This window comes from Agrobacterium larrymoorei (genome assembly GCF_030819275.1).
Taxonomy (GTDB): Bacteria; Pseudomonadota; Alphaproteobacteria; order Rhizobiales; family Rhizobiaceae; genus Agrobacterium; species Agrobacterium larrymoorei_B.
In genome coordinates this window covers 2,519,706-2,542,888 of record NZ_JAUTBL010000002.1, presented here as the reverse complement: position 1 = coordinate 2,542,888, position 23,183 = coordinate 2,519,706, and the positions used below count along the sequence as shown (strand labels likewise).

The window sequence follows — 23,183 nt, the reverse complement described above, 5'->3', positions numbered from 1 at the left end:
ACCAGCGGAAGTTTCCTTTTAAGGCTCCGCCCGAACCACGAGGTTCCGACCCCGGTCTTTGGCCGTGTACAACGCTGCGTCGGCGCGCAGAAGCAGCTCTTGCAGTCTCTCATTCGGGCGCGCCTGCGCGACGCCGAAACTGCAGGTGATGCGGCCTTCTGGCAATGGTTCGACGACGCGGCTTTCCACGGCGCGGCGCAGGCGTTCCGCAACCGTTTCGGCGGCTGCAAGGTCGGCGCCTGGCAGGACGATGCAGAACTCTTCGCCACCCATTCTTGCGGCGTAGTCGTAGGGCCGCAGGTGATCCTTCACCGCTTCGCCGATTGCCATCAAAACGCTGTCGCCAGCATCGTGTCCGTATTCGTCATTGATGCGCTTGAAGTGATCGAGATCGAAGAGGATGAGCGACACCGCTTCTTCCGGGCGCGCGGCCTTGGCGCGAATGATCGGCATCTGCTCCATCAGCGCTCTGCGGTTGCCGAGCCCTGTTAGAAAATCCGTCATCGCCTGATGCTTCAGTTGCTTGGTCAAATTCTCGACCTGCGAGAGCGTCGAACGCGCAATATCCGTCACGGTGCCGATTTCGTCACGGGATTTCGGATAAAGCCTCAGGATTCCCTTGTCCTCCGGATACCGCCTCATAGCGTCCGCCAGGAGGTTGAGGGGCCGGATTAGCCGCCAGATCGCGAAAAGGCATAGGGCCGTGCCGACCAGAGTGGCGCCGAGGATGAGAAGAAGGACCGACAACGTGCCTGGCTGGAACCCCAACGCCAGATAGACTGCAAGTGCTATCAGCGGCACATGGACGCTGACGAAGCAAACGAGAAAGGTCTTCGCGACGAAGGACGATTTGATCTTCTTCAAGGGCACCTCAGGTTACGGCTTATTTTACCGGGGCCTCATTTAGAAGCGCGAAAACAAGAATCCTAGACCCTATTCTGGTGGGCGACATCTTACAGCCCGGGACTTGTGTTCAAGTAGCCAACGCGATTGGGTCGTTCGACGATCTTGGCGATTATCGGGAGCGTCCTTTCGGGTCACAAGCGTTCGGTGACGGGAACCTGATCAGATCCGTGCATAGGCGAGGCACCGAAACGACGGAATCGACCAAATAAAAAGCGGATCCTGATGAAACTTTTCCGCCTGCCGGCCGTTGTCGGTGTTGGTTCTTGGTCGGTCCCTCGACTGAAAGACTTTCGATTTTCGTCACAAACATACTGCTACCACCCTGGAGAACCATCCCTCTTGCATATCCTGACCTCCACTGATCTTGTCGCGATAGTGCAAGGGATGCCTCAACCCTATCTCATACTCGATGCTGATCTCGTCATCGTTGCGGCGAGCAACGCCTATCTGGCGCTGACGGACCGTACGCTCGAGGACATCGTGGGGCGGTCCATTCTGGAGGCGTTTCCGGAAAATCCCGATGCCGCCGGAACGGTCGAGCAAGGCCCTCTGGAAGTGTCTCTGCGTCACGTGCTGGCAACTGGAAATCCGCATGAGATGGCGGTCATTCAATATGACATCCCGCAGCCAGGCGGCGGGTTCATGCAGAGGTTCTGGACACCTGTCCACACGCCCGTCGCGGGCGTCGATGGTAAGCCCGCCTTCATCATCCAGAGTCCGGTGGACGTGACAGAAAGTGTGCTGAAGACGCGGGAAGCGGATGCGCGTCTGCGCGTTGCCCTCCACGCTGCCGATCTAGCATCGTGGGAGTACGAACCCGAGACAGATCTCTGGCGTCGCAGCGGCGCTGCCGATGTGATGTTCGGCTTCGAACCGGGAGAGGGTGGACCGGTCGCGGCACCGTTCTTCGCAAAGATGCATCCAGAGGATCTGGAGCGCGTTCGTGAGAAAGTTGCCTCAGCCATCGCATCGCCCGACCATACGGTGATCAACTTCGACTATCGCATTATCAATGGAGATGCTGTGAGGCACGTCGCTTCGCGCGGCGAAGTTCTTCGGACATCGACCGGCAAGATCAGGATGATCGGCGTCCTGATGGATGTGACCGCCGACCGGGAACGCGAGGCGGCGCTTTCATCGGCGCTTGAAGAGAAGAGCGATCTCGTCGCGCAGAAGGATCTCTTGCTTGCCGAGGTGAACCACCGCGTCAAGAACAGTTTGCAACTGGTGATCAGCACATTGCGGCTTCAGGCCCGCCGTCTGGAAGAGCCTGCGGTCGCCCAGGCTTTCGATCGCGCCATTTCGCGTGTCCGTGCCATCATATCCGTGCATGAAGGTCTCTACCGGGATCAGAACTCGCTGGCCGTGAACATGGCCGAACATCTCGACAAGCTTTGCAGAGACATGACCGTTGCCGGAGGAGAGCGGATTGAAATCGACGTCGATGAGATCAGCCTTCCCCCCGAACGCGCGATTCCCGTCTCCGTGATCGTCAGCGAGCTTGTCCATGATGTGCCGCAGCACCGCAGCGGTGGCGACCGGATTCGCGTGGCCTTGAAACGGAGTTCGCCTGACCGGTACGTGTTGAGCATTATCGGCGATGAGATTGCGTCGCCAGCCAGCGAATTGTCAGAACGCCTGGTCGCCAGCATGGCGAGCCAGATCGATGGCACCATCTCGCGCCCAGACGGTCGGAGTTCATGGATGATAACATTCCCGGTGGAGGCTCCTCAATGCCGCTGCGCGTGATGATCGTCGAGGATGAAATGCTTCTGGCCCTGGACCTTGAGGACATGCTGGTCGACGCGGGGCACACCGTCGTCGGTCAGGCATCCGACATGCTTCAGGCCATCGCACTCGCCGAGAAGGTCGATGGAGCCGTCGACGTCGCCATTATGGATGTCAATCTTGCCCGGGGAACGAACGGCGTCGAGACGGCTGCGGTGCTCCGCAATCGCTGGGATGTCCCGTCCCTCTTCGTCAGCGCGAATCTGGACGAAAGAACCCGCGCGCTTGCGCAGGCATCCAAGCCGGTTGGCTTCGTCGGCAAGCCATATTCGGAGCGGGAAGTCCTTTCGTCTCTCGTCAAACTCTCGACGTGAAGTGCTGCACCCCAGGTAAGGATCAGGGCTGACCCAGCCGCCTGGACGATCATCACGCGTCCGCGCAGGCTTCGTATTGGTCTTATGAGCCGCCGGGCGAGAGAGATCTGAGCGCAGAGGACAGGTACCGTTCCGTCAGTTCCAACTTCTTCGTCTTCGCCAGATCGATTGCAGCGCCGATGTGCAATTCGAGCCCTTCAGCCCCGGAATTCGCGCCAATCTCCCTTTCGACAAGCACGACACCCGAATAGACCGAAGGCACACCATCGGCGTCCCTGGCGCAGGAACCCATGCTTAGAAGAGACTTCACCTGTCCATCGGCACAATAGATCCGATAGGGCGAGACAAAGGGTGTGCCGCCAAGGATGACATCATGGATGCGGGCGGCGAGGCGCGGACGGTCTTCCTCGACGATTCTTTCGAGTATGGACTCGACCGGAATACCCTTGGCGAGGTCGTCCTGATCGATCTCGTATATCTGCGCGAAGGCCAGATCACCTGTCAGCAGGTTCGTTGCCAATGACCAGGAATAAAATCCCCCGCCTTCCAACAGATTTTTGACCAGGCGCCTCTGCATTGTCTCCATGGCAGTCCCACACATTCCCCCTGAAGCCGTTTAAAATCATGATATTGGCTTCGCCAATGGGTTGCATACACTGTCTGGAGCAGGTTGCCTGTGTGGTCTCGATCACATTTATGTGTGTTCATATACTGAAGCATGAGCGCGGCCTGGGCCATGGTTATGCCAATGCTCCGGTTGCGGACACACTGCGCGCGTGATCTGCAATGCCGGCGGATTTCGACTGATGGAGAAGGACGGATCAGACGCGCCAAAACAGGCGATGCGGTTTTGACGGTTTTGTGCTAGTCATAGGCACGTCGTCATATTCGCGTCGGAAAGCTCGATGCGTCAAAAGTGGCGCAAGGCGCCTTAGCGGGCAGCATCCGAATCCATAGCAGGAAAGATCAAGTCATGGCCCGCAAGAACAGGGATGAGTTTGCGTCATGGGATGAGCCGACGCCGGAGCCGGTGATCTGTCCGCTGTGCGAGCGCATCATTCCGGACGACCAGAAAGACGAGCATCATCTCGTTCCCAAGAGCAAGGGTGGAAAGAAAACCGTCTGTCTGCATCGGATCTGCCACGACCAGATCCATTCGATCTTCACCGATGCCCAACTCGCCAAGAAATTTTCTACGATCGAGGCCATTCTGGAAGACCCGGCTGTGCAGACCTTCGTCACCTGGGTCAAAAACAAGCCACCGGGCTTTGCGGATTCCGCCAAGGAATCGCGGCAGTCATTCGGCCGAGGCCGCAGGTTGTAAGCGGTGAATGGGCGCCGAATGCGGACCCGATAGCCTCCCTCACCAATGGACTCAGACAGACTGATCGAACAGATCCGCTTCAGCCTGACTTGCGAATGTGAATGTCACCAATTCGCTGTCATCGCTCTGACGGATGCCGATGGCCGTGACGATCAACCTTGCGATCTCGTCCTGCGCTTCGCTTCCCGAGCGGGATGAACCCACCGCCTTCTCGATGGCGGGCGCGAAAACTTCGCTGATGACGCCGAGGCGCATATTGTATCGCATGATGATGTCGCGGTCCTCGATGATCGCGGCCTGTTCCTCCTTCGGGATGCCGGCATTGTCCATCGCGGTGATCGTCGCATTCGTTGCCAGCTTGATCGGGCCTTCTGCCAGCCAGCGATCGACCATCTGGTCGAACTGGCGCATGCGCTGTGCGGGGATTGTCTTCTGTACCGTGATCGACATCTCAGTTCCTTTGTTCGCTTCCATGCTCGCGGCGCGCTTCCCTGATCCGGGATCGGCTATCGCAGCATCGAGACCGTTTGCGAGCAGGCTTTATGGGGTCGGGCCACAAGCTTCAATGTTTTTGTGTCGAAGGCCTGCCTGCCGAGACGCGCGATGCGAGGTCAAAAGTGGCGGCTCAGGAGGGCACCGAGCGGTTTGACGGGCCGCCAGTTGGGGAGGTTGCCCAGAAGCCGTCACCGACGCTCTTTCGCGCCATCATAGGTTTTCATCGCCGCCTCGATCTTGTCGCCATTGGCCGCCGCCCAGGCGCATAGAGCTTCGAAAGGTTCGCGCAGGGAATGCCCGAGCGGCGTGATGGCATATTCCACGCCAATCGGCTGCGTTGGCAGAACCGTCCTCGTGACAAGGCCATTGCGCTCCAGTCTCTTCAAGGCATCGGCCAGAGCCTTGTGGGTGATGCCGTCCAGACGTCGCTTGATTTCGTTGAAGCGCGAAGGCTTGGGGCAGATCACCGTCAGGATCAGGATCGTCCATTTGTCGGCGATCTTGTCCAGCACCGGGCGCACCTTGGGCATATCGCAGAGCGCCTGCTGAGAGAGGGTTTCCAGGTCGGTATACTCGTCCATATCTAGGCTATTCCAGGTGCGTAATTGATATCAGATATCCACTGTATATCATGGTGAGACCATTGAGAGCAATTTTGGGTGAACACGAGTTCCCCTGAAGTGCACTCGTTTTTGTTTGACGCATTTCCGGGCGCAAAACCGAGCACACGTTTGCTGGAAATGCTTTCCTGAAAGGAACTACGATGGCTCGCATGAATAACAAAGTGGCTCTGGTCGTGGGCGGCGCAAGGGGCATTGGTCTCGCCATTGCGGAGCGGCTTGCTGCCGAGGGCGCAACGGTCTTTCTCACCAGCCGCAAAGGCGAGGAGGCCGCAAAGGCGGCGCAAGGCATCGGCCATGGCGCGGTCGGTATCTCTGCGGACGCAAGCTCTCCCGACGATATGCTCGCAGCTGTCGAAACCGTTCGCAAAGCCCGTGGCCGTATCGACACGCTGGTCCTGAATGCCGGTCTTGCCGAACATTCACAGATTGCCGGCATCACCCCGGAATTCTTCGACCGCCACTTCGACGTCAACGTGCGCGGCATGGTGTTCGGCCTTCAGGCTGCGCTACCGGCGATGACGGAGGGTAGCTCGGTCGTCCTCATCGGCTCGATCGGTGCCCATGCCGGCTACCCCGGCTACGGCACCTACGCCGCCACCAAGGCGGCTGTGCGCTCTTATGCCCGAACCTGGACCGCCGAACTCGCCCCCAAAGGCATCCGCGTCAACGTCGTCGCCCCCGGCCCGACGGATACGGAGATGATGGCCGCCGTCGCGGACGACGTGCGGGCCTCCATCGTCGCGCCGATCCCGTTGGGGCGCATGGCAAAACCCTCAGAAGTGGCCGCGGCCACACTGTTTCTGTTGAGCGATGATGCCAGCTACATCGCAGGAGCGGAACTCTGCGTCGATGGTGGGTTGCGGCAGGTTTAAGGCTTAGGGTGAGACGCGGTGCCCGACCTCGAAGGGATCGGGTGCTGCGAAGCCAATCCCTCTGGTGAAGACAGCAATGGCCGCCTCTTCAGCCAGCAGACATCAATGGCGCGCCTTGGTCAGCCTGATTTGATCGTCCTCAACCTTAACCTCGTTGCCCCAACCAAGATGCTTATAAAAGCCAGCGGCGCGGCTGTTCTCGGCCGTTTCAAGCCAGATTTCAGAATGGTGTCGGAACAACCCGTTCTCCGCAACACGCACAAGCTCCGCGCCAAACCCCATGCCCTCATGTGAGGGAAGAACGAAGGCAGCGAAGAGAGACCCTTCGGTAATATCGATCATCGAGAATCCAACGACCTCATCACCCGAAACGGCGACCCAAGCGCAGGGTGCAGAGGAAATCATCTCGGCAATCGAGGTTTCGGTGATGCCGAGACCGGCCAGTTGTTCCCGGCTGAGGTGGTTCTCGCGTACGGATGTGCGAATGTGAAATAGTGCCGGGACATCAGCTGGTTCGGCAGGTCTGATCTTTGTTGTCATGGTTCTCCGCATCGGTGAATGGTCCATTTTTAAAACACGGTTCCAGACCTGAGAAGAGACAATTGCGACACGAACCGCCATGGCTTAAAGTTCGACATTATCTGGAGGGTATCCATGTCAAGAATGCCCCGTTCCATAAAGTATTCGGGCGCCAACTCCGCGATGGTTCTCATCGCATTCTTTAGAAAATATGCTGCAGCGGCAGATGGTCCTAGTGATTGGCCGAAAGAGGTCTCATGAAAATCTTTGCGATCTCTGAGCCGGAACCTTCAGGAAAATGGCGGAACCGGTTTGATGAATCTTGGCCGCGCTACCGCGATTGGTATCTCAGCCAAGGAGAAGATGCACGCCCTTCGTTAGAGGCTGCACGAAGGGCGATCAGGCAGTATATGCCTGAACTCCTGCCCCTTTATGATCGGGTCTGCAACATCGTCCAGCCCGATACGCTTGCCCAACGGGCGTTGTCACTGTTTAACACGCCGCCGGTTATTGCGGGATGCAGTGTTGCGATTGCACCGACAGAAACGCCAGTTTTGGTTCGCAATTATGATCTGACACCGGACTTTTTCGAAGGCACCGTGCTTCATAGCCGTTGGTTGGAGCAGGATGTTATTGCAACTTCCGAAGGGTGGATCGGCTGTCTCGACGGCTTGAACTCCAACGGATTAGCGGTCGCCCTGACCTTTGGCGGAAGGCTTGATTACAGCGCGGACGGCTTTCAAACGCCTTTGCTTGTACGATACGTACTCGAAGTCTGCTCTACAACCATTCAGGCGATAGAGACGCTTAAAAGGCTCCCAGTGCAGATGGTGAGCAACGTTGTCATTCTTGATAAAAGCGGTGACTACGCGGTTGCGTATCTGTCGCCAGACCGAGAGATGGCATTTCGGCGAGTGCCGATTGCCACAAACCATCAACTGGCGCTGGAATGGCCGGAGGGTAATCGGTGGTCGGAAACAGCGGAACGGGCAGACCATTTGGCAAAGCTCAGAGCCGAGCGCATGCAACTCGATTCGTTCATTGCCGGGCTTTCACCAAAAGCCGCTTTATCGCACCGCCTATGACGAGGGATTGGGTACGCTTTACACGGTAGTGATCAAGCCGGAAGCGCAAATGGTTGAGTATCGCTGGCCGAACCAGAGTGCCTGGATTCAATCGATGAGCGGTTTTGCTGAGGGCGAGAGAGATTTGCCAAATTATGAAATGTCACGATAAAGCAGAGTCCTCTTTAGTGGCCGATTTCGACGTTTGCTCGAAACACCCTTAAATCGAGAAGTACGCCTCACGCCTGCAACGACGCCCCCAGCAGCGCCAGCCCCATCAGCAACACCACGAGCGCCCCGGCGATCTCGATGCCGTTGGCGATCCTTGAGGCACGGCGGCTTCCGGTTCCGGCGTAGCGGATGGCGGCGTCCTTGGCGGTGACGGCGAGGATGGCAAGCAGCGATACGGTGAGGGCGGTGCCGATGGACATGGCGAGTACCGAGAGCATGCCGCCGATGAGCAGGCCGTTCAGCATCGAAAAGCTCATGACGATGATGGCGCCGGAGCAGGGGCGCAGGCCCACCGCGACGATGGCCGACCAGGCTTCGGTGAGGCTGAAGGTGCGGGACTGGAAGAGTGAGGGGTCCGGTGCATGGGCTTTGCCGCAGGCATCGCAGAGTTCGCCGCTGCCGCTTTGGGCGTGATCGGCAAAGACCGGCTGGCCCTGGAAGCGCAGGCCGCTTCCCATGCCGGTGCGGCGGGGTGCTGCGGTTCCGGCCTCCGCGAAACCCGTCGTGGTGTTCTCGGCTGCCTTGAACGAGAGAGTAGGGGTTCTGGACAGGGTAGCGCTTGCGACAGGTAAGGCGGATGGGGATGCGGCAAGGGCCGGTGCGGGCGCTTGCGGGGATGCGACGGCGTGATGATCGGCGCGCTGGTGCAGCATGCTCCAGATCTTGCGCACCAGCAGCCATGCGCCGAAGAGCGCGACCATGGCGAAGCTTACGATCTCCATCGCCTGCGTGGCTTTCGTCATGGTGATGGAGGTGCCGCGCAGCAGAAAGTAAGCGGCGGTGACGAGCAGGATGGCGACCGCGCCCTGGATCAGCGCCGAGACGAAGGAGATGAGGATGCCGCGTCTCAGCTGTGTTTCGTTGGCGATCATGTAGGAGGAGATGACCGCCTTGCCGTGGCCGGGGCCAGCCGCATGGAACACACCATAGGCAAAGGAGAGGCCGATCAACGAGGTCAGCGCCCATGGGTCTTCGCGCATGGCTTTCAGCGCGCCGGTCAGCGCGCGGTAGAAGCTCTGCTGGTGGACGTTGATCCACTGGAAGAAGGGTGCGAGCGGCCCGCCGACGGAAATGGAGGGTTCGGCCGAGCCGATGCCGAGCGGCGATTGCGCATGGGCGATGCCGAGCGAGGCGAAGAGCAGGGTGAGGGTGGTCAGCGCGAGGAGCCACACCGTACGGACCTCATTCCTGTCCTCGGACTTGTTCCGGGGATCGTCGCAGGAATCCAGCCAGCCCAGGTCTCTGGGCTGAAACGACTCCTCTCGCCGCGCAGACGCGCGCCAGCTGGATTCCTGTGACGATCCCCGGAACAAGTCCGAGGACAGGAATGAGGGGAGAGAAAAATGCTCGCCGACTATGCTTGAGCCAGCTTTGGCGCGAATCTTCGAAACAATGTTCCCTAGCATTGCAGTTCCATTCTTGTCGCAAAGAGCTTGGTCATGTCGGTGCCGGTCGGGTCGTTGAAGAAGGCGTCGGTCAGGCTGCTCTGGTTCTGGGCGATGATTTCATCCGGATCGGGGCGCACCACCTTGTGCTTGCAGGCGGCCAGATGCGGGCCTTTTACCACGATGTCGGTATCCTTGGCGAAATCGATGGCCGTATACATGGTCGGGTCCCAGGCGCCGAAGGAGAGCTTGCCCTTGACCGGCAGCGGGTTTTTCGGCTTGACCGAGAAGAACATCAGGATCTGGCCGTCCTTGTAATCCACGTGGATGACATCCGGCTTGTTGAAGTCGATGTTCTTTCCGTTCACCGCGATGAAGGTGTAGTAGGAATATTCCGCCAGAGACTCGTGCACCGTATTGCCGATTTCGGCGAGTTCTTCCTTGTCGAGCTTGGCGTCGCTGTTCTTGTCGTAATCCAGAACCACGCTTGCGGAAAACATCTCGTCGAAGCGCCAGATGTTGCGCACTTCCTGCACATTGCCATCCGCGCCTTCGATGATTTCCATGCGCGCTTCGGCAAAGATATGCGGATGAGCGAAAGCGGTGAGCGGCGCAAGACAGGCAGCGGCGCAGGCGGCCATTGGCAGAATGAGTTTTTTCATGGGCCGCGTTTATCCTCAGGCGAATCTGGGGTTACTCTATAACTAATTGGGACTGAATTTCGGCGGCAGCGCCGATCAACCGTTCTTTCGGAACCAGTTGGAGAGATAATCGACGAAGCTGCGGACCTTGGCCGGCAGATAGCGGCGATGCGGATAGACGGCGTAAATGCCGCGATCGCGGGAAATATAATCATCGAACAGCGTCACCAGCTCGCCCGACTGGATATGCGGGCGGGCAATGAAGTCCGGCACGATGGCAACGCCAAGGCCTGAGCGGGCGGCGCGCAGCGTGGCCTGCGGGCTGTTGACTTCGATCGGCCCGCGGGTCGCAACGGAATTGGTGCCACCGCCCGGCTCGAAATAGCGGATGTGATTCTGGAAACGGGAATTGGTGTCGATGATGCAGGGGACTTTTCCGAGATCCTGCGGGGTTTCCAATGGTCCGTGGCGGTTGACGAAATCCGGTGTCGCCACCGCATGGACGCGGAAATCCGACAGTTTGCGGGCAATAAGGCCGGAATCCTCCAGCTTGGTGATGCGGATGGCCAGATCGAAGCCTTCCTCGATCAGATCGACGAAGCGGTCATCGGCCACGATCTCCATGGACAGTTCCGGGTTCTCGCGGGCGAAATCGATGAGGCTCTGGCCCACATCGGCATCGATGAAGGTGCGCGGGACGGATAGGCGCAGCTTGCCCTTCAGATCGGAATTCTTCTCGCGCACGAGGTCGGCGAGATTGTCGATCTCTTTCAGGATATCGGAGGCGGTGCGGTAATAGGTATGGCCTGCTTCCGTCAGCGAAAATTGCCGCGTGGTGCGGTTGAGAAGCAGCGCGCCGAGATCGTCTTCCAGTTCACGCACATATTTGGACAGCAGCGCCTTGGAGCGTCCGGTCTTGCGCGCGGCGGCGGAAAAACCTTCCGCTTCGACCACGTCGATAAAGGCGCGAATGCGGGTCAGCGTATCCATCCATAAACTCCTGTTCGTTCCATATAATTGAACGATTGGAATCCACTGTCCAACAAGAAAAGCACTGCCGAAAAAATTCGCGAAATGGTGAAAAAATCCTCTTGATTATGACGGCGAATATTCTTATCTCCGTCCCTGCCCAAAGTCGCACGTGCCCATGTGTGTCCGCCGACCCTCGATGTGGTGAGGAGTTCGGTAAGGTACCTGGAATTAACCCCTCCAGTCGCTGTTCCGGCCAACCGGATATGCGAGGACATACGAAGCAACGACGGTGCGGGCCTTTCTGGTTCTCTGCCGGCTTTCCATCAGCCGGGGTACTGAAGAGGCACACCATCATTGCCGTAAGTGCGGTTGGGTATGATTCCCTCCAATCCCATGGCAGACAAAGCCGAATAATGCTCCTGGCAGGGCGTTGTTCATATTTGCGCCTTGAGCGTATGCGAATGAATCTGCGCCTCCACCGGCTGATTCGTCCTGCATATCTCGAGCGTTCTTTGTCCTCCGGAATTTTCCGGAGCCGGATCAAGTTAGGGAACACAAAGATGACGACTGCACGCATCCTCGACTTCATCAATACCCGCCGTCCCGAAGGTCCCTGCCTTGTGGTCGATCTCGACGTCGTGCGCGATAATTTCCACGCGTTCCGGCATGCCCTGCCGAACAGCGCCATCTATTACGCCGTCAAGGCGAACCCGGCTCCTGAAATCCTCAAGCTGCTCGCTTCGATGGGCTCCAACTTCGATTGCGCCTCCGTGGCTGAAATCCAGATGGCGCTCGATGCCGGTGCGACCTCCGACCGTATCTCCTTCGGCAACACCATCAAGAAGGAACGCGATGTTGCACGCGCTCACGCGCTCGGCATCGATCTCTTCGCCGTGGACAGCCATGAGGAAGTCGAGAAGGTTGCCCGCGCAGCCCCAGGTGCCCGCGTATTCTGCCGTGTTCTGACCGATGGCGAAGGCGCTGAATGGCCGCTGTCTCGCAAGTTCGGCTGCGTGCCGCAGATGGCTGTCGACGTTCTGGTCTATGCGCATCAGCTGGGTCTGGAATCCTACGGCGTGTCCTTTCATGTCGGTTCGCAGATGATGAACCTCGACGCATGGGATGCAGCCGTTGGCGATGCCAAGCGCGTCTTCGCGTCTCTTGCCAAGCAGGGCATCCACCTGCAGATGGTGAACATGGGCGGCGGTTTCCCGACCAAGTATCTTCGCGACGTTCCCGCCGCTGAAGAATACGGCCAGGCAATCGACACGGCGCTGCGCAAGCATTTCGGCAACCAGATTCCGAAGACCATCATCGAGCCGGGCCGCGGCATGGTTGGCAATGCGGGCGTGATCAAGGCGGAAGTCGTTCTCGTCTCGCGCAAGTCCGACAATGACAACCATCGTTGGGTGTTCCTCGACATCGGCAAGTTCGGCGGTCTGGCCGAAACCATGGACGAAGCCATCCGCTACCCCATCCGCACCACGCGCGATGAGGACACGATGGAGCCTTGCGTTCTGGCCGGTCCGACCTGCGACAGCGCCGATGTGCTCTACGAGAAGAACATGTACCCGCTGCCGGTCTCTCTGACCATCGGCGACGAAGTTCTGATCGAAGGAACGGGCGCCTACACGACCACCTATTCGGCGGTCGCATTCAATGGCTTCGAGCCCTTGAAGGCCTATGTGATCTAAGTCCCTCTCGGGACAAAATCGATCCAAAGCAATGTGATCTGCGCGAGACGCCGCCCGTTGGGGCGGGCGGCGTTCTCCCGGATCTTCCCGTTCCGGCCCGGCTGACGCCCGGGCCTGGCGCAAACCCTGCTTGCCGAACCTCTGTCCAGCCGAGGGAAAAGCTTGCGGCGCGCGCCGGGCCGGAACGGTTCAATCCTTGTCGTTGCAAGAGGCTTGCGCGACATGTTTCTGGCAGGTGCCGCTTTCGTGGGCGGCTTGGTAACGGGAGGCCGGGATGGCCGCTGTTCTCAATTCGGTTCGTGCATTCTTCACGCCGCAGACATTCTTTATCGAAACCGAAAACGCCGGCGATGTCGTCGCGCGCGAAAACCTGCTGGACCGCGCCATGGGTCCCGGCCGCCGCCGCAAGTCTTCCGAGAAGCTGCGCGCTGGCCGCGTGCCGGCCGAAGGCTTGGCGCTGGTCGCCCGCGATCAGGACGGCCATGTGATCGGCACCGTGCGCCTGTGGAACGTCCAAGCTGGCGTCACCCGCGAAGGCAGCCCAGTCGCAGCCCTGCTGCTCGGACCGCTCGCCGTCGATGCCGCGCATGAGGGCAAGGGCATCGGCTCGGCGCTGATGCGCGCCGCCATTGCTGAAGCAACCCGCCGCGACCACGGCGCCATCCTGCTTGTGGGTGATGCGCCCTATTACGAGCGCTTCGGCTTCTTCGCCACCAAAACCCAGCACCTCGTCATGCCCGGCCCCTTCGAGCGCAACCGCTTCCTGGCGCTGGAGCTGAAGCCCGGCTGGCTGGATGGTGCGGCTGGCATGCTGGTCGCAAGCGGGCGCCGGTTTTCCTGAGGGCGGGCGGACCCTTGAGGTCTGTCATGTAGATTGAAAAGTTGCCAAGACAGCTCTGAATGCTTGGCATCATACCCCCCTCTGTCCTGCCGGACATCTCCCCCTCAAGGGGGGAGATCGGCACGAGGTGCTCTTCGCATGTCACGTCTGACCGCAATTTGTGGCAAGACGGTACGACAGTTCGATCTCCCCCCTTGAGGGGGAGATGCCCGGCAGGGCAGAGGGGGGTATGTGACAGATCCGGAACGTAGAAGGATATTGGCAATCCGCGCGACGTAGATCTGGATACAGACCACGGAATATGCCGTTGACGCTGATGAAGGACGCTATCGTCGTGTCTCACGACATTGATCTCTACTTGCTGTCCAGAACGCAGTGAAGCGTCCAAAACCAAGCCGAATCAATATCATGTCCATTGTCCAGTAAGTTGAAAATGGACAGCGTGTGGATCACGTGCGGGCGAAACGATCTTTCAGATCGCTGCGCGCTTCAGGTGTCCCGTTCCGTTTTTCTGTCGGCGCCGATCACGCGGCGCGGCGGATGGCAACCTGGCCGTTGCCGCCGATATGGAAGCGGCCTGCGAGCGATGCAAGGTTACGGGCCGCTTCGGCGAGGTTCTGGGTGGCGGCGTTTGTTTCTTCCACCATGGCGGCGTTGTGCTGGGTCATCTGGTCCAGCGTGTTGACGCTGGTATTGATTTCCGACAGGCCGACAGATTGTTCGCGCGCGGCGGTGGCGATGCTGTCGATGTTGAGGTCTATGCGCGAAACGACCGCTTCGATTTCTGCCAGAACCGCGCCCGTCGATTGCACGAGATTGACGCCGCCGGTCACTTCCTGGCCGGATCTGGCGACGAGCTGCTTGATCTCGTTGGCGGCGGCGGCAGAGCGCTGCGCCAGTTCGCGCACCTCCTGGGCGACCACGGCAAAGCCCTTTCCGGCTTCCCCCGCACGGGCGGCTTCGACGCCTGCATTCAAAGCCAGAAGGTTGGTCTGGAACGCAATGTTTTCGATCGTGCCGATGATCGAGCCGATTTCGCCTGACGCGGTCTCGATGCGGTTCATGGCGGAAATGGCCTTTCCGACGACGGTCGAGGAATGGACAGCGGCGTCGCGGGCATTCTTTACCAGATCGCGGGCGTCTTCGATGCGCGCGACGGCCGCCTTGCCGGTGGAGGTGACCTGCTCGAGGGCTGCTGCGGTCTCTTCCAGTGCCGCGGCCTGCTGTTCGGTGCGGCGTGCCAGATTGTCGGCACCGCCACGAAGGTCCTGGCCCTGTCGGTTAAGGTGGTCGGTCTCCGACAGCACATCCCGAAGCGTCAGGCGCAGGGTGGAAATCGACTCGTTGAAATTCTGCCTGAGTGTTTCGAAGCGCGGATGGAAAGGCTGATCGAGGCTGCGGCTCAGATCGCCGGTGGCGAGCTGGCTGAGGCCGCCGCCCAATTGCTCCACGGCAAAGCGCAACGCATCGGCATCGGCCAGGCGTTCACGCTCACGCTCGTGGCGTTCGCGATCGCTCAACTGGCGCGCCTCTTCGGCTTCCGTTTCCAGGCGTCGTTTGGCAAGGCCCGCATCGCGGAACACGGCGAGTGCTTTGGCCATCGCGCCGATTTCGTCCTGGCGGGCAAGGTGCGGCGGCTCGTCTTTCAGATCGCCGCCCGCCATTCTGGTCATCGCCTCGGTCATATCTTCCAGCGGGCGAATGGCGCGGCGTCTGGTGAAGAGGGTGGATGCAATACAAAGCAGGATGAGGAAGACGCCGAGCCCGTAGCTTGCGCCCTGTAACAGGCTCGTCTGCGAAGCGGCATAGGCCTCCTGCTCCTTGCCGAAAACGTTGCCCATTTCCACCAGTTCGTTGACGGCGGCCTCATGGCGATGGAACTTGACGCGCAGCGCGCCCAATGACGCGACGATAGCATTGCGATCACTGCCCTGAAGGGCAGGGAGCGTGGCGCTCTGCATTTCGCGCCAGAAGTCATCACCCTTGACCAACACATCGTTGAGAAGCTTGGTCTTCAGGAAATCGGGAAGTCTCGTCGTTTTCCAGTAGGCCCGGCGCTCCTCATATTGGTCCTTCAGAACCTTCATGCGCGGCGCGTTGACGGCCAGCGTGTCGGGATGCAGCGTGCTTTCATTGGCCAGCGCATAGCTTTCGATCACATAGAGCGGCGGCGGCAGAATATCGGCGATCAGGTCCTTGCTGTAGATGATATTCTCATAGATCGGACCGTTGACCTTCAATCGGTTCAGCGCACCGGCGCCCGTCGCAAGTGTCAGGAGAACACCGGCAATCAGGGCAATCCCCGTTGCCGTCACTGCGGCCGAAATCGAAATTCGCATCCCTATGATCCTCCCACCACGAGCACGCCGGATGCAGCGCCGAGGCAATTTCTCTATTATTGGGAGATACTTAGAGACAATAAGTGTAGATTGAATTAATTATGGTTAATAAGTATATCGTGTTTTAGAGCTGTTGAATTTTTTGCAATTTTCCGTTGCGCAGGGTGCGGGCCAATCCATGGCTTTGCCCAGCAAAAGCACATCTTCTCCGCATTTGATCCACCTCAAAGAGCACCACGGCACAACCGGATAGGGATGGTGCGAACACCTGTGCTGCTCCGTCCTGCGGGATAGATCCTGCATGGAGCGGGCGAAAAGGCGTTTTCATCGATCTGATCAAGGAGAGAAAACGTGTTTGCGACCATCCGAAAAGCTACCCTTCCGCTTGCCATCCTGTGCGGCGTCCTGCCCGGCACCGCCTTTGCGGCGGATCTGGCACCCGTTGCACCGGCCCCCACCGCGGAAGACGCCATTGCTGCGGCAAGCCCATGGATGATCCGCGTTCGCGCGCTCGGCGTGCTGACCCATGACAGCGGCACGATCAATGGCGTGCCCGGTGCGGGGCTCTCCTATTCGGACACGGTGATCCCCGAACTCGATATCAGCTACTTCTTCACCGACAATATTGCCGCTGAGCTCATTCTCGGTACGACCTTTTCCAAGATCAACACGACGGGAACGCTGGGTGAGATCGATGTCGGCAAGACCTGGCTTTTGCCGCCGACGCTGACGCTGCAATATCACTTTACCGATTTCGGCGCCTTCAAGCCCTATGTGGGTGCGGGCGTGAACTACTCGCTCTTCTATCACCAGAGCGAAAAGCCGGGCTTCAGCAATCTCGACGTCAAGAACGACTTCGGCGCTGCCTTACAGGTCGGCTTCGACTATATGGTGACGAAGAATTGGGGCGTGAACTTCGACGTGAAGAAGATCTTTCTCGATACCAAGTGGACGGCAACGAGCGACGCGTTCGGTGACATCAGCGGCAAGGCCAAGCTCGATCCGTGGCTGGTGGGTGCGGGTGTGACCTACCGGTTTTGAGGGTCCAGGAGAGAGTGTCGCTGGAGGGTGCGGCCCCTTTTGCCGTTCATGCGCCCCCTCTCCACCTCATCCTCGCCCCTGAGGGGAGGATCCAATTATTCCCAACGGCGTCAATGGCTTATGGATCCTCGGGTCGAGCCCGAGGATGACGGAGGTGGGGGCGAGCATGTCTGTCTCCATCGGCGTCACTGCGATTGTGCCGTCTCACCGTCTTCATTCCCGCGCGCTGTCTGAAGCCCAAATTGACCGTCCCCCATAAATCCGCTAAACACTGCGGCAGGTTGAGAGTGCCTGCCGTCCGCGAGCATCCATGCTTTGGTGAAACTCTCTTTCAAACCTCCGATACGGTCATTCCTTTTTGAGGCATGCAGACGGTGGCAATGCGGACCCCTCCTCAACGATGTATGCCGATGCAGGAGAACCGCCATGCGGAACACGACACCACCTTTACCCAGTCTCGATACGCTGAAAGATCAGGCGAAGCGTCTTCGGGCCAGCCTTGCCGCAGACGGCACGGCGATTGGCCACTCGCGCGCGCTGGAACTGATCGCGGCGCAATATGGCTATCGCGACTGGAACACGCTTCACGCCGCCGTCGGCAATCGGCCGCCCTTCAATCCCTATATGCTGGGCTCGCGGGTCAGCGGCTACTATCTCGGCCAGCCTTTCACCGGTGCGATCCTCGGTGTGCAATCGCTCGGCGGCGACCCGGAGCGCTTTCGTCTGACGATGCATTTCGACGATCCGGTCGATGTCGTCACCTTCGACAGCTTTTCCGCCTTTCGTCAGCGGGTTCATTGCAATGTGGATGCGAGCGGTCGCACCACGGAGCGGACCTCCGATGGACGGGCGCAGGTCGAGTTGACTTGGTGAAAGCTTAAACCGGCGCATCCAGTGCGGATGCGCCATTGCTACAGATATCTTGCGTTTACACCGAGATATCAACGATGCCACAATCGCCGGCTTCGGAGGCAAAGGCGAGCAGTTTGCCGGTGGCGCTCCAGGAGAGGCCGGAGATGGCGCCCTTGCCGGGGCGGCGCAGCAAAGCTTCCTTGCCATCCGCCATGCGCACGCCGAGGATCATGCCATCGATGAAACCGATAGCGAGGACGTCGTCGGCGGGGTGGAAGGCGACCTGGGTGGCCATGATGTTGCCGCGCGTGCCGAGCTCTTCCGGTGGCTTGCCCATCGGGCCGTCCTTGCCGGAGAACGGCCAGACGATGGCGGCAGGCGCACCCGAGGAGGCAAGCCATTTGCCCTTGGGCGACCAGGAGAGCGATTTGACCTTGGCCGGATAGCCGGTCATGCGCATATGACGGGCGTCGGCGCCTTTTGGTGCGTCGAGCTTCCAGCCATGCAGCGCATTTTCCTGCATGGCGGTAACAAGGAAGCGGCCATCGGGCGAGAAGGTCACGCCGGTATGGGCACCCTTCCATTCCAGATCGACCGGATCTCCGGCGGTTGCCACCCAATGCAGCGTCACGCCATTGTAACGGGCAGCGGCGATGCGCAGGCCCTTGGGCGCAAAGGCAATCGCCTCGACCGTGCGCTCTTCCTTGAATTCCTTGGTGGTGCCGTCAGGCAGCCGCACGAAGCTTGATTTGCCGACGGCATAGGCCACGGCCTTCTGCGGGCCGCCCGCCACGACGTTGATCCACTTGCGCGGCACGTGAGCGAGTTCTGTGACGACGCCGTCATGGCCGATGCGCAGCACCTTGCCATCCTCGCCGCCCGTCAGAAGCGTGGCGCTGTAGGGATCACGAATGCAGGTGAGCAGGCCCTCATGGGCCTCCGTTACCTTTTCCCCGCCATCGAGCCGATGAATGGTGCCAGCGGCGGTGGCAAATAGCGGGATATCGCCCAGAAAATGCGCCGCGACGACGTGGCCTTCAAGGTCAAGAGGAGCAACGGTGGGCATGGGCAATGAGTCTTTCGTCTTTTTGAGTTTTGGCTGCGGGCGTTGTGGAGACTAGGCCTCTCGGTCGTCATGGTCGGCCCCCGGGTCTAGCCCGAGGGTGACTCGACCACCCATTCCGCCTGTTCCGTGTAGAGTGTGCTGCGTGGATCCTCGGGTCAAGCCCGAGGATGACAGGAGAGGGGGCTGGCAACAGATTGCCTCAAGTCGGGCTAGTTTGGGCTGAACCGGCTCAGGCTGATTGTCGCTGGACCGGTTAAGCCTTCGCTTCGCACGCATGGAAGCTGGCTTCCAGCTTGGCGCGGTCGAGTTCGCGGCCGATGAAGACGAGGCGGCTTTCGCGCTTCTCGCCATCCTTCCACGGGCGCTGGTGGTCGCCCTCGATGATCATGTGAACGCCCTGCACCACGTAACGGTCGGCATCGCCCTTGAAGGCGATGATGCCTTTGAGGCGCAGGATGTTCGGACCGTCGGTCTGCGTCACCTTCTGGATCCAGGGGAAGAAGCGCTCCGGGTTCATCTCGCCACCACGTAGCGAAACCGACTGGACCGTTACGTCATGGATGGCCGATGGGGCCGCATGGTGATGATCATGATCATGATCATGATCATGGTCGTGATGATGGTGATCATGGTCATGCCCGTGGTGATCGTGGCCGTGATCATGCCCATGATGGTGATGATCATGATCGTGGTGGTGATGGTCGCAATCCGGGCCGCAAACATGATCTTCGTGGCCGTGCTCAAGGAAATGCGGATCGTTTTCGAGCGCGCGTTCCAGATTGAAGGCACCCTGATCCAGCACGCGAGCAAGATCGACGCCGGAGCGTTCGGTCTTGTAGATGCGGGCCGACGGGTTGATGGCGCGCACGATATCTTCGATGCGGGCCAGCTCTTCCTTGGTGACGAGGTCGCTCTTGTTGATGACGACGACATCGGCAAAGGCGATCTGGTCTTCGGCCTCGCGGCTGTCCTTCAGGCGCAGCGGCAGGTGCTTGGCATCGACGAGTGCGACAACGGCGTCGAGTTCGGTCTTGGCGCGTACATCGTCATCCATGAAGAAGGTTTGGGCGACGGGAACCGGATCGGCAAGGCCGGTGGTCTCGACAATGATGCCATCGAAACGGCCCGGACGGCGCATCAGTCCTTCGACGACGCGGATCAGGTCACCGCGCACCGTGCAGCAAATGCAGCCATTGTTCATCTCGTAGATTTCCTCGTCGGATTCCACGATCAGGTCGTTATCGATGCCGATCTCGCCGAACTCGTTGACGATCACCGCATATTTCTTGCCGTGGTTCTCCGTTAGGATGCGGTTGAGCAACGTGGTCTTGCCGGCGCCCAGATAGCCGGTCAGCACGGTGACGGGAATGGGCTTTGCAGCAGCGGCGGTGTTTGCTTCGGTGATTGTTTCGGTCATGGGAAACCTCGATAGGCGGCCGGGTGGCGCGACAGACAAAATGTTGCCGTTCATATAGGCTCGCGAAGAAGGCAGTTCAAAGAAATTCTGTTCAAGAATTTTGATGCTGCGGCTCAATGCCGATCGAAGGCGGTCACATCGAAGGCGCGGACGTCCTCCAGAAGCGCGATCAGGCCGCGCACCGAATGGGCGATGATCTGTTCGCCCTTCTCGGCGGTTGCGGCGGCGGCGTTTCCGGCGACGCCGAGCGGGTTGAGATCGCTCATCATCCAGCCAAAGGCGTGGGGGCCATAGGCGCGCAGATGGGCAAAGCGGCTCATAAATTCGCTCTGGCGGGAGGAAAAGCTTGCTGCCTTGTCCATGGCGACTTTGTTGGGGTTCAGCGCCAGCATGACGGAGGTTTCGATATCGCCGCCATGGATATCGATCGCCTTGTCTTCCGGCGCAATCAGCCCCTCGGGCAGGCCAAAGCGCGTCCAGCTGGTGGCGACCGCCAGCATGTTGAAGTGCGTGCGGGCTTCGGTCGCGACGATCGTCATCAGCGGCGCGTTGCCGCCATGGGCATTCAGCATGACGAATTTGCGGATGCCTTTCTCATGCTGGACGCGGGCAATATCCAGCCAGCGATCGACCGCCTCATCGAAGGCAAGCGTCTTCGTGCCGGGCACATCCATGTGTTCTATGGAATAGCCGACCGGTTCGACCGGCAGGAAGGTGACGGGGACGCTTTGGGGCAGGGCGGCCTTCAGGCGGGAGACGATGCCTGTCGCAATCAGCGTGTCGGTCTCAAACGGCAGATGCGGACCATGCTGCTCATGGGCGCCAAGCGGCAGGACTGCGATGATCTCCGACGGTTGAAATCCGGCTGTTATCGTTTCGTCGTCAAATTGCGTGTATGTGTGTGGCATATGGCGATCCGCGCCTGTATTCGTTAGAAGTTACAACATCATATAGTCGTTTCGCGATCTGGCAAAAGGCACAGGCTGAATGAGCAAGGACAAGGCCTCCAAAAAGGACAAGTCGTCCAAGAAGGACAAGTCGCAGAAGAAGAAGGATTTCGCCTTCAGCCCGGAAGAGTTGGCGCAATCCCTCACGCAAGCCGCACGCTCGATGCGCACGGCGCTCAGCCACAACCTTGCAACGAGCGGTCTTTATGCGGGCCAGGATGGCGTGATCCTGGCGCTTGCCCAGGAAGGCAGCATGACGCCTGGCCAGATTGCCCAGAAGCTCGGCGTGAAAGCGCCGACCATGACCCGCACCATCGGTCGCATGGAGGCGCAAGGCTTTGTCGAGCGCAGTGCCGGCGAGGGCGACGGCCGCCTCACCATGGTGAAGCTGACCGAAGCCGGACAGAAGAGCGTCGATCACATCAACACCTCGCTTGCCACCTGTGGCGCTCGCGCAGTGGAAGGACTGTCGGCCAAAGACGTCAAGAACGTCGTCAAACTCCTGCGCGCCATCGATGCCAATCTTCAGTCCCTGGATTTAATCGATTAAAAAATTTGAAGTGAAAGCTTTCAAGAGTTCGCAAAACCCTTAAACCAGTTGCGCGTGTTGTTTAAATTGTTTAGTCACGATTTAAATGTCGCAGGATGGCGACGCGCGATCTCGGGGAGGGGACATGGCGCAAAAGGTCAAGCTTTCAACGATTGCCGAGAGCCTGGGGCTTTCTACTGCAACCATCTCGCTCGCGCTGCGTGACAGCCCATTGGTGGCATCCGACACCCGAGAGAAGATCAAGGATCAGGCCCGCGCACTCGGCTATATCTATAATCGCCGCGCTGCCAGCCTTCGCACATCCCGCTCCGGCATTATCGGTGTCGTCTTTCACGACGTGATGAACCCGTTCTATGGCGAAATTCTCAAGGCCATTGAAAGCGAACTGGACCGCAGCCGCCAGACCTTCATTCTGTCCAACCATTATGACTCGGTGGAAAAGCAGCGCACCTTTCTGGAAACGCTGCTGCAGCTGGGTAGCGACGGGGTGATCATGTCTCCGGCGATCGGCACGCCGACGGAAGATCTGAAGCTTGCGGAAGAAAATGGCATGCCGGCCATTCTTGTGGCGCGCTCCATGGATGGCGTCGACATGCCGACCTTTCGCGGCGACGATAGCTATGGCATCTCGCTTGCCACCAATCATCTGATCAGCCTTGGCCACCGCACCATTGCTATGGTGGGTGGTACCGACCAGACATCCACCGGTCGCGACCGCTATCAGGGCTATGTGAATGCGTTGCGCAAGGCTGGTATCGAGGTTGATCCGAATTTGCGCATTCCGGGCGCCCGCTCCAAGCAGGGCGGCTTCGAGGCGGCGGTGAACTTCCTGTCGCTGCCGCAGAAACCGACAGCCGCCGTCTGCTGGAACGACCTCGTCGCCATCGGCCTGATGAATGGCGTTTCGCGTGCAGGCTTCGTGCCGGGCAAGGATATTTCCGTGACCGGCTATGACGATCTGGAAGAGGCATCGATTTCCACGCCTTCGCTGACGACCGTGTCCAACGGTCAGGCGGAAGTGGGACGGCTTGCGGCCCGCGCGTTGCTCGACAGGCTGGCAGGTAGCCATGAGCCGGACGGCATTCACCTGATCAAGCCGGAAATGCGCATCCGCCAATCCACAGGGCCGTGCATTCCGCGGCAGTAATCCACGACAGTACCAATCTCGTCTTTTCGCGGGTTTCGGTTTTGTCTCGCATCGGTTAGCTTTGCCTTCCGCATCACGGAGCGGTCCCGCCGCTTCGACATTTTTTGCATTTCCGGGTCTTGAGAGCGACCGGCTCTCCTCTCTGGAAATGCGTC

23 protein-coding genes are annotated in these 23,183 nt (G+C 59.4%); 11 read left to right on the top strand and 12 right to left on the bottom strand.

Annotated features, from left to right (window positions below; genetic code table 11):
• Positions 1-18: 18 nt before the first annotated feature.
• Positions 19-864, bottom strand: coding sequence for a GGDEF domain-containing protein (locus QE408_RS20970; protein WP_306934420.1), 846 nt, complete (start codon positions 862-864; stop codon positions 19-21).
• Positions 865-1,245: 381 nt separating this feature from the next.
• On the opposite strand from QE408_RS20970, the gene QE408_RS20965 reads away from it, so the two are divergent.
• Entirely contained in the window at positions 1,246-2,655 is a 1,410-nt protein-coding gene (locus tag QE408_RS20965; protein ID WP_306934419.1) for a sensor histidine kinase, read from the top strand.
• A complete protein-coding gene (locus QE408_RS20960; RefSeq protein ID WP_306934418.1) occupies positions 2,640-3,008 on the top strand; it encodes a response regulator in 369 nt (122 codons plus the stop codon). Before QE408_RS20965 ends, QE408_RS20960 begins: the two co-directional genes overlap by 16 nt.
• Positions 3,009-3,090: 82 nt before the next feature.
• Here QE408_RS20960 and QE408_RS20955 read toward each other — a convergent pair whose 3' ends face one another.
• The gene (locus tag QE408_RS20955; RefSeq protein ID WP_306934417.1) at positions 3,091-3,585 is read right to left on the bottom strand and encodes a PAS domain-containing protein; all 495 of its coding nucleotides are present in this window, start codon (positions 3,583-3,585) and stop codon (positions 3,091-3,093) included.
• A gap of 396 nt (positions 3,586-3,981) precedes the next feature.
• On the opposite strand from QE408_RS20955, the gene QE408_RS20950 reads away from it, so the two are divergent.
• Positions 3,982-4,332 (top strand): HNH endonuclease, encoded by a 351-nt coding sequence (locus QE408_RS20950; RefSeq protein WP_306934416.1) that lies wholly within the window; start codon positions 3,982-3,984, stop codon positions 4,330-4,332.
• 51 nt (positions 4,333-4,383) lie between these two features.
• On the opposite strand, the gene QE408_RS20945 is transcribed toward QE408_RS20950, so the two are convergent.
• Together QE408_RS20945 and QE408_RS20940 are read right to left on the bottom strand one after the other, a co-directional pair.
• Complete coding sequence (locus QE408_RS20945) at positions 4,384-4,782, bottom strand: hypothetical protein (protein ID WP_306934415.1); 399 nt, start codon at positions 4,780-4,782, stop codon at positions 4,384-4,386.
• A gap of 233 nt (positions 4,783-5,015) precedes the next feature.
• A complete protein-coding gene (locus tag QE408_RS20940) occupies positions 5,016-5,408 on the bottom strand; it encodes a winged helix-turn-helix transcriptional regulator (RefSeq protein WP_306934414.1) in 393 nt (130 codons plus the stop codon).
• 182 nt (positions 5,409-5,590) lie between these two features.
• On the opposite strand from QE408_RS20940, the gene QE408_RS20935 reads away from it, so the two are divergent.
• Complete coding sequence (locus QE408_RS20935) at positions 5,591-6,322, top strand: SDR family NAD(P)-dependent oxidoreductase (RefSeq protein ID WP_306934413.1); 732 nt, start codon at positions 5,591-5,593, stop codon at positions 6,320-6,322.
• Positions 6,323-6,424: 102 nt separating this feature from the next.
• Here QE408_RS20935 and QE408_RS20930 read toward each other — a convergent pair whose 3' ends face one another.
• A complete protein-coding gene (locus QE408_RS20930) occupies positions 6,425-6,862 on the bottom strand; it encodes a GNAT family N-acetyltransferase (RefSeq protein ID WP_306934412.1) in 438 nt (145 codons plus the stop codon).
• Positions 6,863-7,098: 236 nt separating this feature from the next.
• On the opposite strand from QE408_RS20930, the gene QE408_RS20925 reads away from it, so the two are divergent.
• Positions 7,099-7,926 carry a C45 family peptidase gene (locus QE408_RS20925; RefSeq protein ID WP_306934411.1) on the top strand — a complete coding sequence of 276 codons (828 nt, stop codon included), beginning with the start codon at positions 7,099-7,101 and terminating at the stop codon, positions 7,924-7,926.
• A gap of 218 nt (positions 7,927-8,144) precedes the next feature.
• On the opposite strand, the gene QE408_RS20920 is transcribed toward QE408_RS20925, so the two are convergent.
• From QE408_RS20920 to QE408_RS20910, 3 genes are all read right to left on the bottom strand, one after another.
• Entirely contained in the window at positions 8,145-9,308 is a 1,164-nt protein-coding gene (locus QE408_RS20920; protein ID WP_306934410.1) for a nickel/cobalt transporter, read from the bottom strand.
• A 227-nt stretch (positions 9,309-9,535) separates the two neighbouring features.
• The gene (locus tag QE408_RS20915; RefSeq protein ID WP_306934409.1) at positions 9,536-10,183 is read right to left on the bottom strand and encodes a DUF1007 family protein; all 648 of its coding nucleotides are present in this window, start codon (positions 10,181-10,183) and stop codon (positions 9,536-9,538) included.
• A 75-nt stretch (positions 10,184-10,258) separates the two neighbouring features.
• A complete protein-coding gene (locus QE408_RS20910) occupies positions 10,259-11,152 on the bottom strand; it encodes a LysR family transcriptional regulator (RefSeq protein WP_306934408.1) in 894 nt (297 codons plus the stop codon).
• 542 nt (positions 11,153-11,694) lie between these two features.
• Between QE408_RS20910 and odc2 the strand changes: the two genes are divergently transcribed.
• Together odc2 and QE408_RS20900 are read left to right on the top strand one after the other, a co-directional pair.
• On the top strand, positions 11,695-12,828 hold the full coding sequence (gene odc2 / locus QE408_RS20905) for an ornithine/lysine decarboxylase (RefSeq protein WP_113180914.1): 1,134 nt from the start codon (positions 11,695-11,697) through the stop codon (positions 12,826-12,828).
• Positions 12,829-13,102: 274 nt separating this feature from the next.
• Positions 13,103-13,669, top strand: a complete 567-nt coding sequence (locus tag QE408_RS20900; RefSeq protein ID WP_306934407.1) for a GNAT family N-acetyltransferase — start codon at positions 13,103-13,105, stop codon at positions 13,667-13,669.
• 524 nt (positions 13,670-14,193) lie between these two features.
• On the opposite strand, the gene QE408_RS20895 is transcribed toward QE408_RS20900, so the two are convergent.
• Positions 14,194-16,008, bottom strand: a complete 1,815-nt coding sequence (locus QE408_RS20895; RefSeq protein WP_306934406.1) for a methyl-accepting chemotaxis protein — start codon at positions 16,006-16,008, stop codon at positions 14,194-14,196.
• Between the two features lie 363 nt (positions 16,009-16,371).
• On the opposite strand from QE408_RS20895, the gene QE408_RS20890 reads away from it, so the two are divergent.
• Together QE408_RS20890 and QE408_RS20885 are read left to right on the top strand one after the other, a co-directional pair.
• Positions 16,372-17,049 carry an OmpW/AlkL family protein gene (locus QE408_RS20890; RefSeq protein WP_306934903.1) on the top strand — a complete coding sequence of 226 codons (678 nt, stop codon included), beginning with the start codon at positions 16,372-16,374 and terminating at the stop codon, positions 17,047-17,049.
• Between the two features lie 426 nt (positions 17,050-17,475).
• A complete protein-coding gene (locus QE408_RS20885; protein WP_306934405.1) occupies positions 17,476-17,922 on the top strand; it encodes a glyoxalase superfamily protein in 447 nt (148 codons plus the stop codon).
• Positions 17,923-17,977: 55 nt separating this feature from the next.
• On the opposite strand, the gene QE408_RS20880 is transcribed toward QE408_RS20885, so the two are convergent.
• From QE408_RS20880 to QE408_RS20870, 3 genes are all read right to left on the bottom strand, one after another.
• Complete coding sequence (locus tag QE408_RS20880) at positions 17,978-18,967, bottom strand: WD40 repeat domain-containing protein (protein ID WP_306934404.1); 990 nt, start codon at positions 18,965-18,967, stop codon at positions 17,978-17,980.
• Between the two features lie 253 nt (positions 18,968-19,220).
• Entirely contained in the window at positions 19,221-20,384 is a 1,164-nt protein-coding gene (locus QE408_RS20875; RefSeq protein ID WP_306934403.1) for a CobW family GTP-binding protein, read from the bottom strand.
• A 113-nt stretch (positions 20,385-20,497) separates the two neighbouring features.
• Positions 20,498-21,292 carry a creatininase family protein gene (locus QE408_RS20870; RefSeq protein ID WP_306934402.1) on the bottom strand — a complete coding sequence of 265 codons (795 nt, stop codon included), beginning with the start codon at positions 21,290-21,292 and terminating at the stop codon, positions 20,498-20,500.
• 79 nt (positions 21,293-21,371) lie between these two features.
• On the opposite strand from QE408_RS20870, the gene QE408_RS20865 reads away from it, so the two are divergent.
• Together QE408_RS20865 and QE408_RS20860 are read left to right on the top strand one after the other, a co-directional pair.
• A complete protein-coding gene (locus tag QE408_RS20865; protein ID WP_306934401.1) occupies positions 21,372-21,881 on the top strand; it encodes a MarR family winged helix-turn-helix transcriptional regulator in 510 nt (169 codons plus the stop codon).
• A gap of 124 nt (positions 21,882-22,005) precedes the next feature.
• Positions 22,006-23,028: a LacI family DNA-binding transcriptional regulator gene (locus tag QE408_RS20860; protein ID WP_062427810.1), complete on the top strand. Its 1,023-nt coding sequence runs from the start codon at positions 22,006-22,008 to the stop codon at positions 23,026-23,028.
• Positions 23,029-23,183: the final 155 nt, after the last annotated feature.

Bases quoted from the DNA above. Each gene is read 5' to 3' on its own strand.
- QE408_RS20960 (WP_306934418.1), top strand. From the start codon at position 2,640: ATGCCGCTGCGCGTGATGATCGTCGAGGATGAAATGCTTCTGGCCCTG.
- QE408_RS20955 (WP_306934417.1), bottom strand. From the start codon at position 3,585: ATGCAGAGGCGCCTGGTCAAAAATCTGTTGGAAGGCGGGGGATTTTAT.
- QE408_RS20950 (WP_306934416.1), top strand. From the start codon at position 3,982: ATGGCCCGCAAGAACAGGGATGAGTTTGCGTCATGGGATGAGCCGACG.
- QE408_RS20945 (WP_306934415.1), bottom strand. From the start codon at position 4,782: ATGTCGATCACGGTACAGAAGACAATCCCCGCACAGCGCATGCGCCAG.
- QE408_RS20940 (WP_306934414.1), bottom strand. From the start codon at position 5,408: ATGGACGAGTATACCGACCTGGAAACCCTCTCTCAGCAGGCGCTCTGC.
- QE408_RS20935 (WP_306934413.1), top strand. From the start codon at position 5,591: ATGGCTCGCATGAATAACAAAGTGGCTCTGGTCGTGGGCGGCGCAAGG.
- QE408_RS20930 (WP_306934412.1), bottom strand. From the start codon at position 6,862: ATGACAACAAAGATCAGACCTGCCGAACCAGCTGATGTCCCGGCACTA.
- QE408_RS20925 (WP_306934411.1), top strand. From the start codon at position 7,099: ATGAAAATCTTTGCGATCTCTGAGCCGGAACCTTCAGGAAAATGGCGG.
- QE408_RS20915 (WP_306934409.1), bottom strand. From the start codon at position 10,183: ATGAAAAAACTCATTCTGCCAATGGCCGCCTGCGCCGCTGCCTGTCTT.
- QE408_RS20910 (WP_306934408.1), bottom strand. From the start codon at position 11,152: ATGGATACGCTGACCCGCATTCGCGCCTTTATCGACGTGGTCGAAGCG.
- odc2 (WP_113180914.1), top strand. From the start codon at position 11,695: ATGACGACTGCACGCATCCTCGACTTCATCAATACCCGCCGTCCCGAA.
- QE408_RS20900 (WP_306934407.1), top strand. From the start codon at position 13,103: ATGGCCGCTGTTCTCAATTCGGTTCGTGCATTCTTCACGCCGCAGACA.
- QE408_RS20895 (WP_306934406.1), bottom strand. From the start codon at position 16,008: ATGCGAATTTCGATTTCGGCCGCAGTGACGGCAACGGGGATTGCCCTG.
- QE408_RS20885 (WP_306934405.1), top strand. From the start codon at position 17,476: ATGCGGAACACGACACCACCTTTACCCAGTCTCGATACGCTGAAAGAT.
- QE408_RS20880 (WP_306934404.1), bottom strand. From the start codon at position 18,967: ATGCCCACCGTTGCTCCTCTTGACCTTGAAGGCCACGTCGTCGCGGCG.
- QE408_RS20875 (WP_306934403.1), bottom strand. From the start codon at position 20,384: ATGACCGAAACAATCACCGAAGCAAACACCGCCGCTGCTGCAAAGCCC.
- QE408_RS20870 (WP_306934402.1), bottom strand. From the start codon at position 21,292: ATGCCACACACATACACGCAATTTGACGACGAAACGATAACAGCCGGA.
- QE408_RS20865 (WP_306934401.1), top strand. From the start codon at position 21,372: ATGAGCAAGGACAAGGCCTCCAAAAAGGACAAGTCGTCCAAGAAGGAC.
- QE408_RS20860 (WP_062427810.1), top strand. From the start codon at position 22,006: ATGGCGCAAAAGGTCAAGCTTTCAACGATTGCCGAGAGCCTGGGGCTT.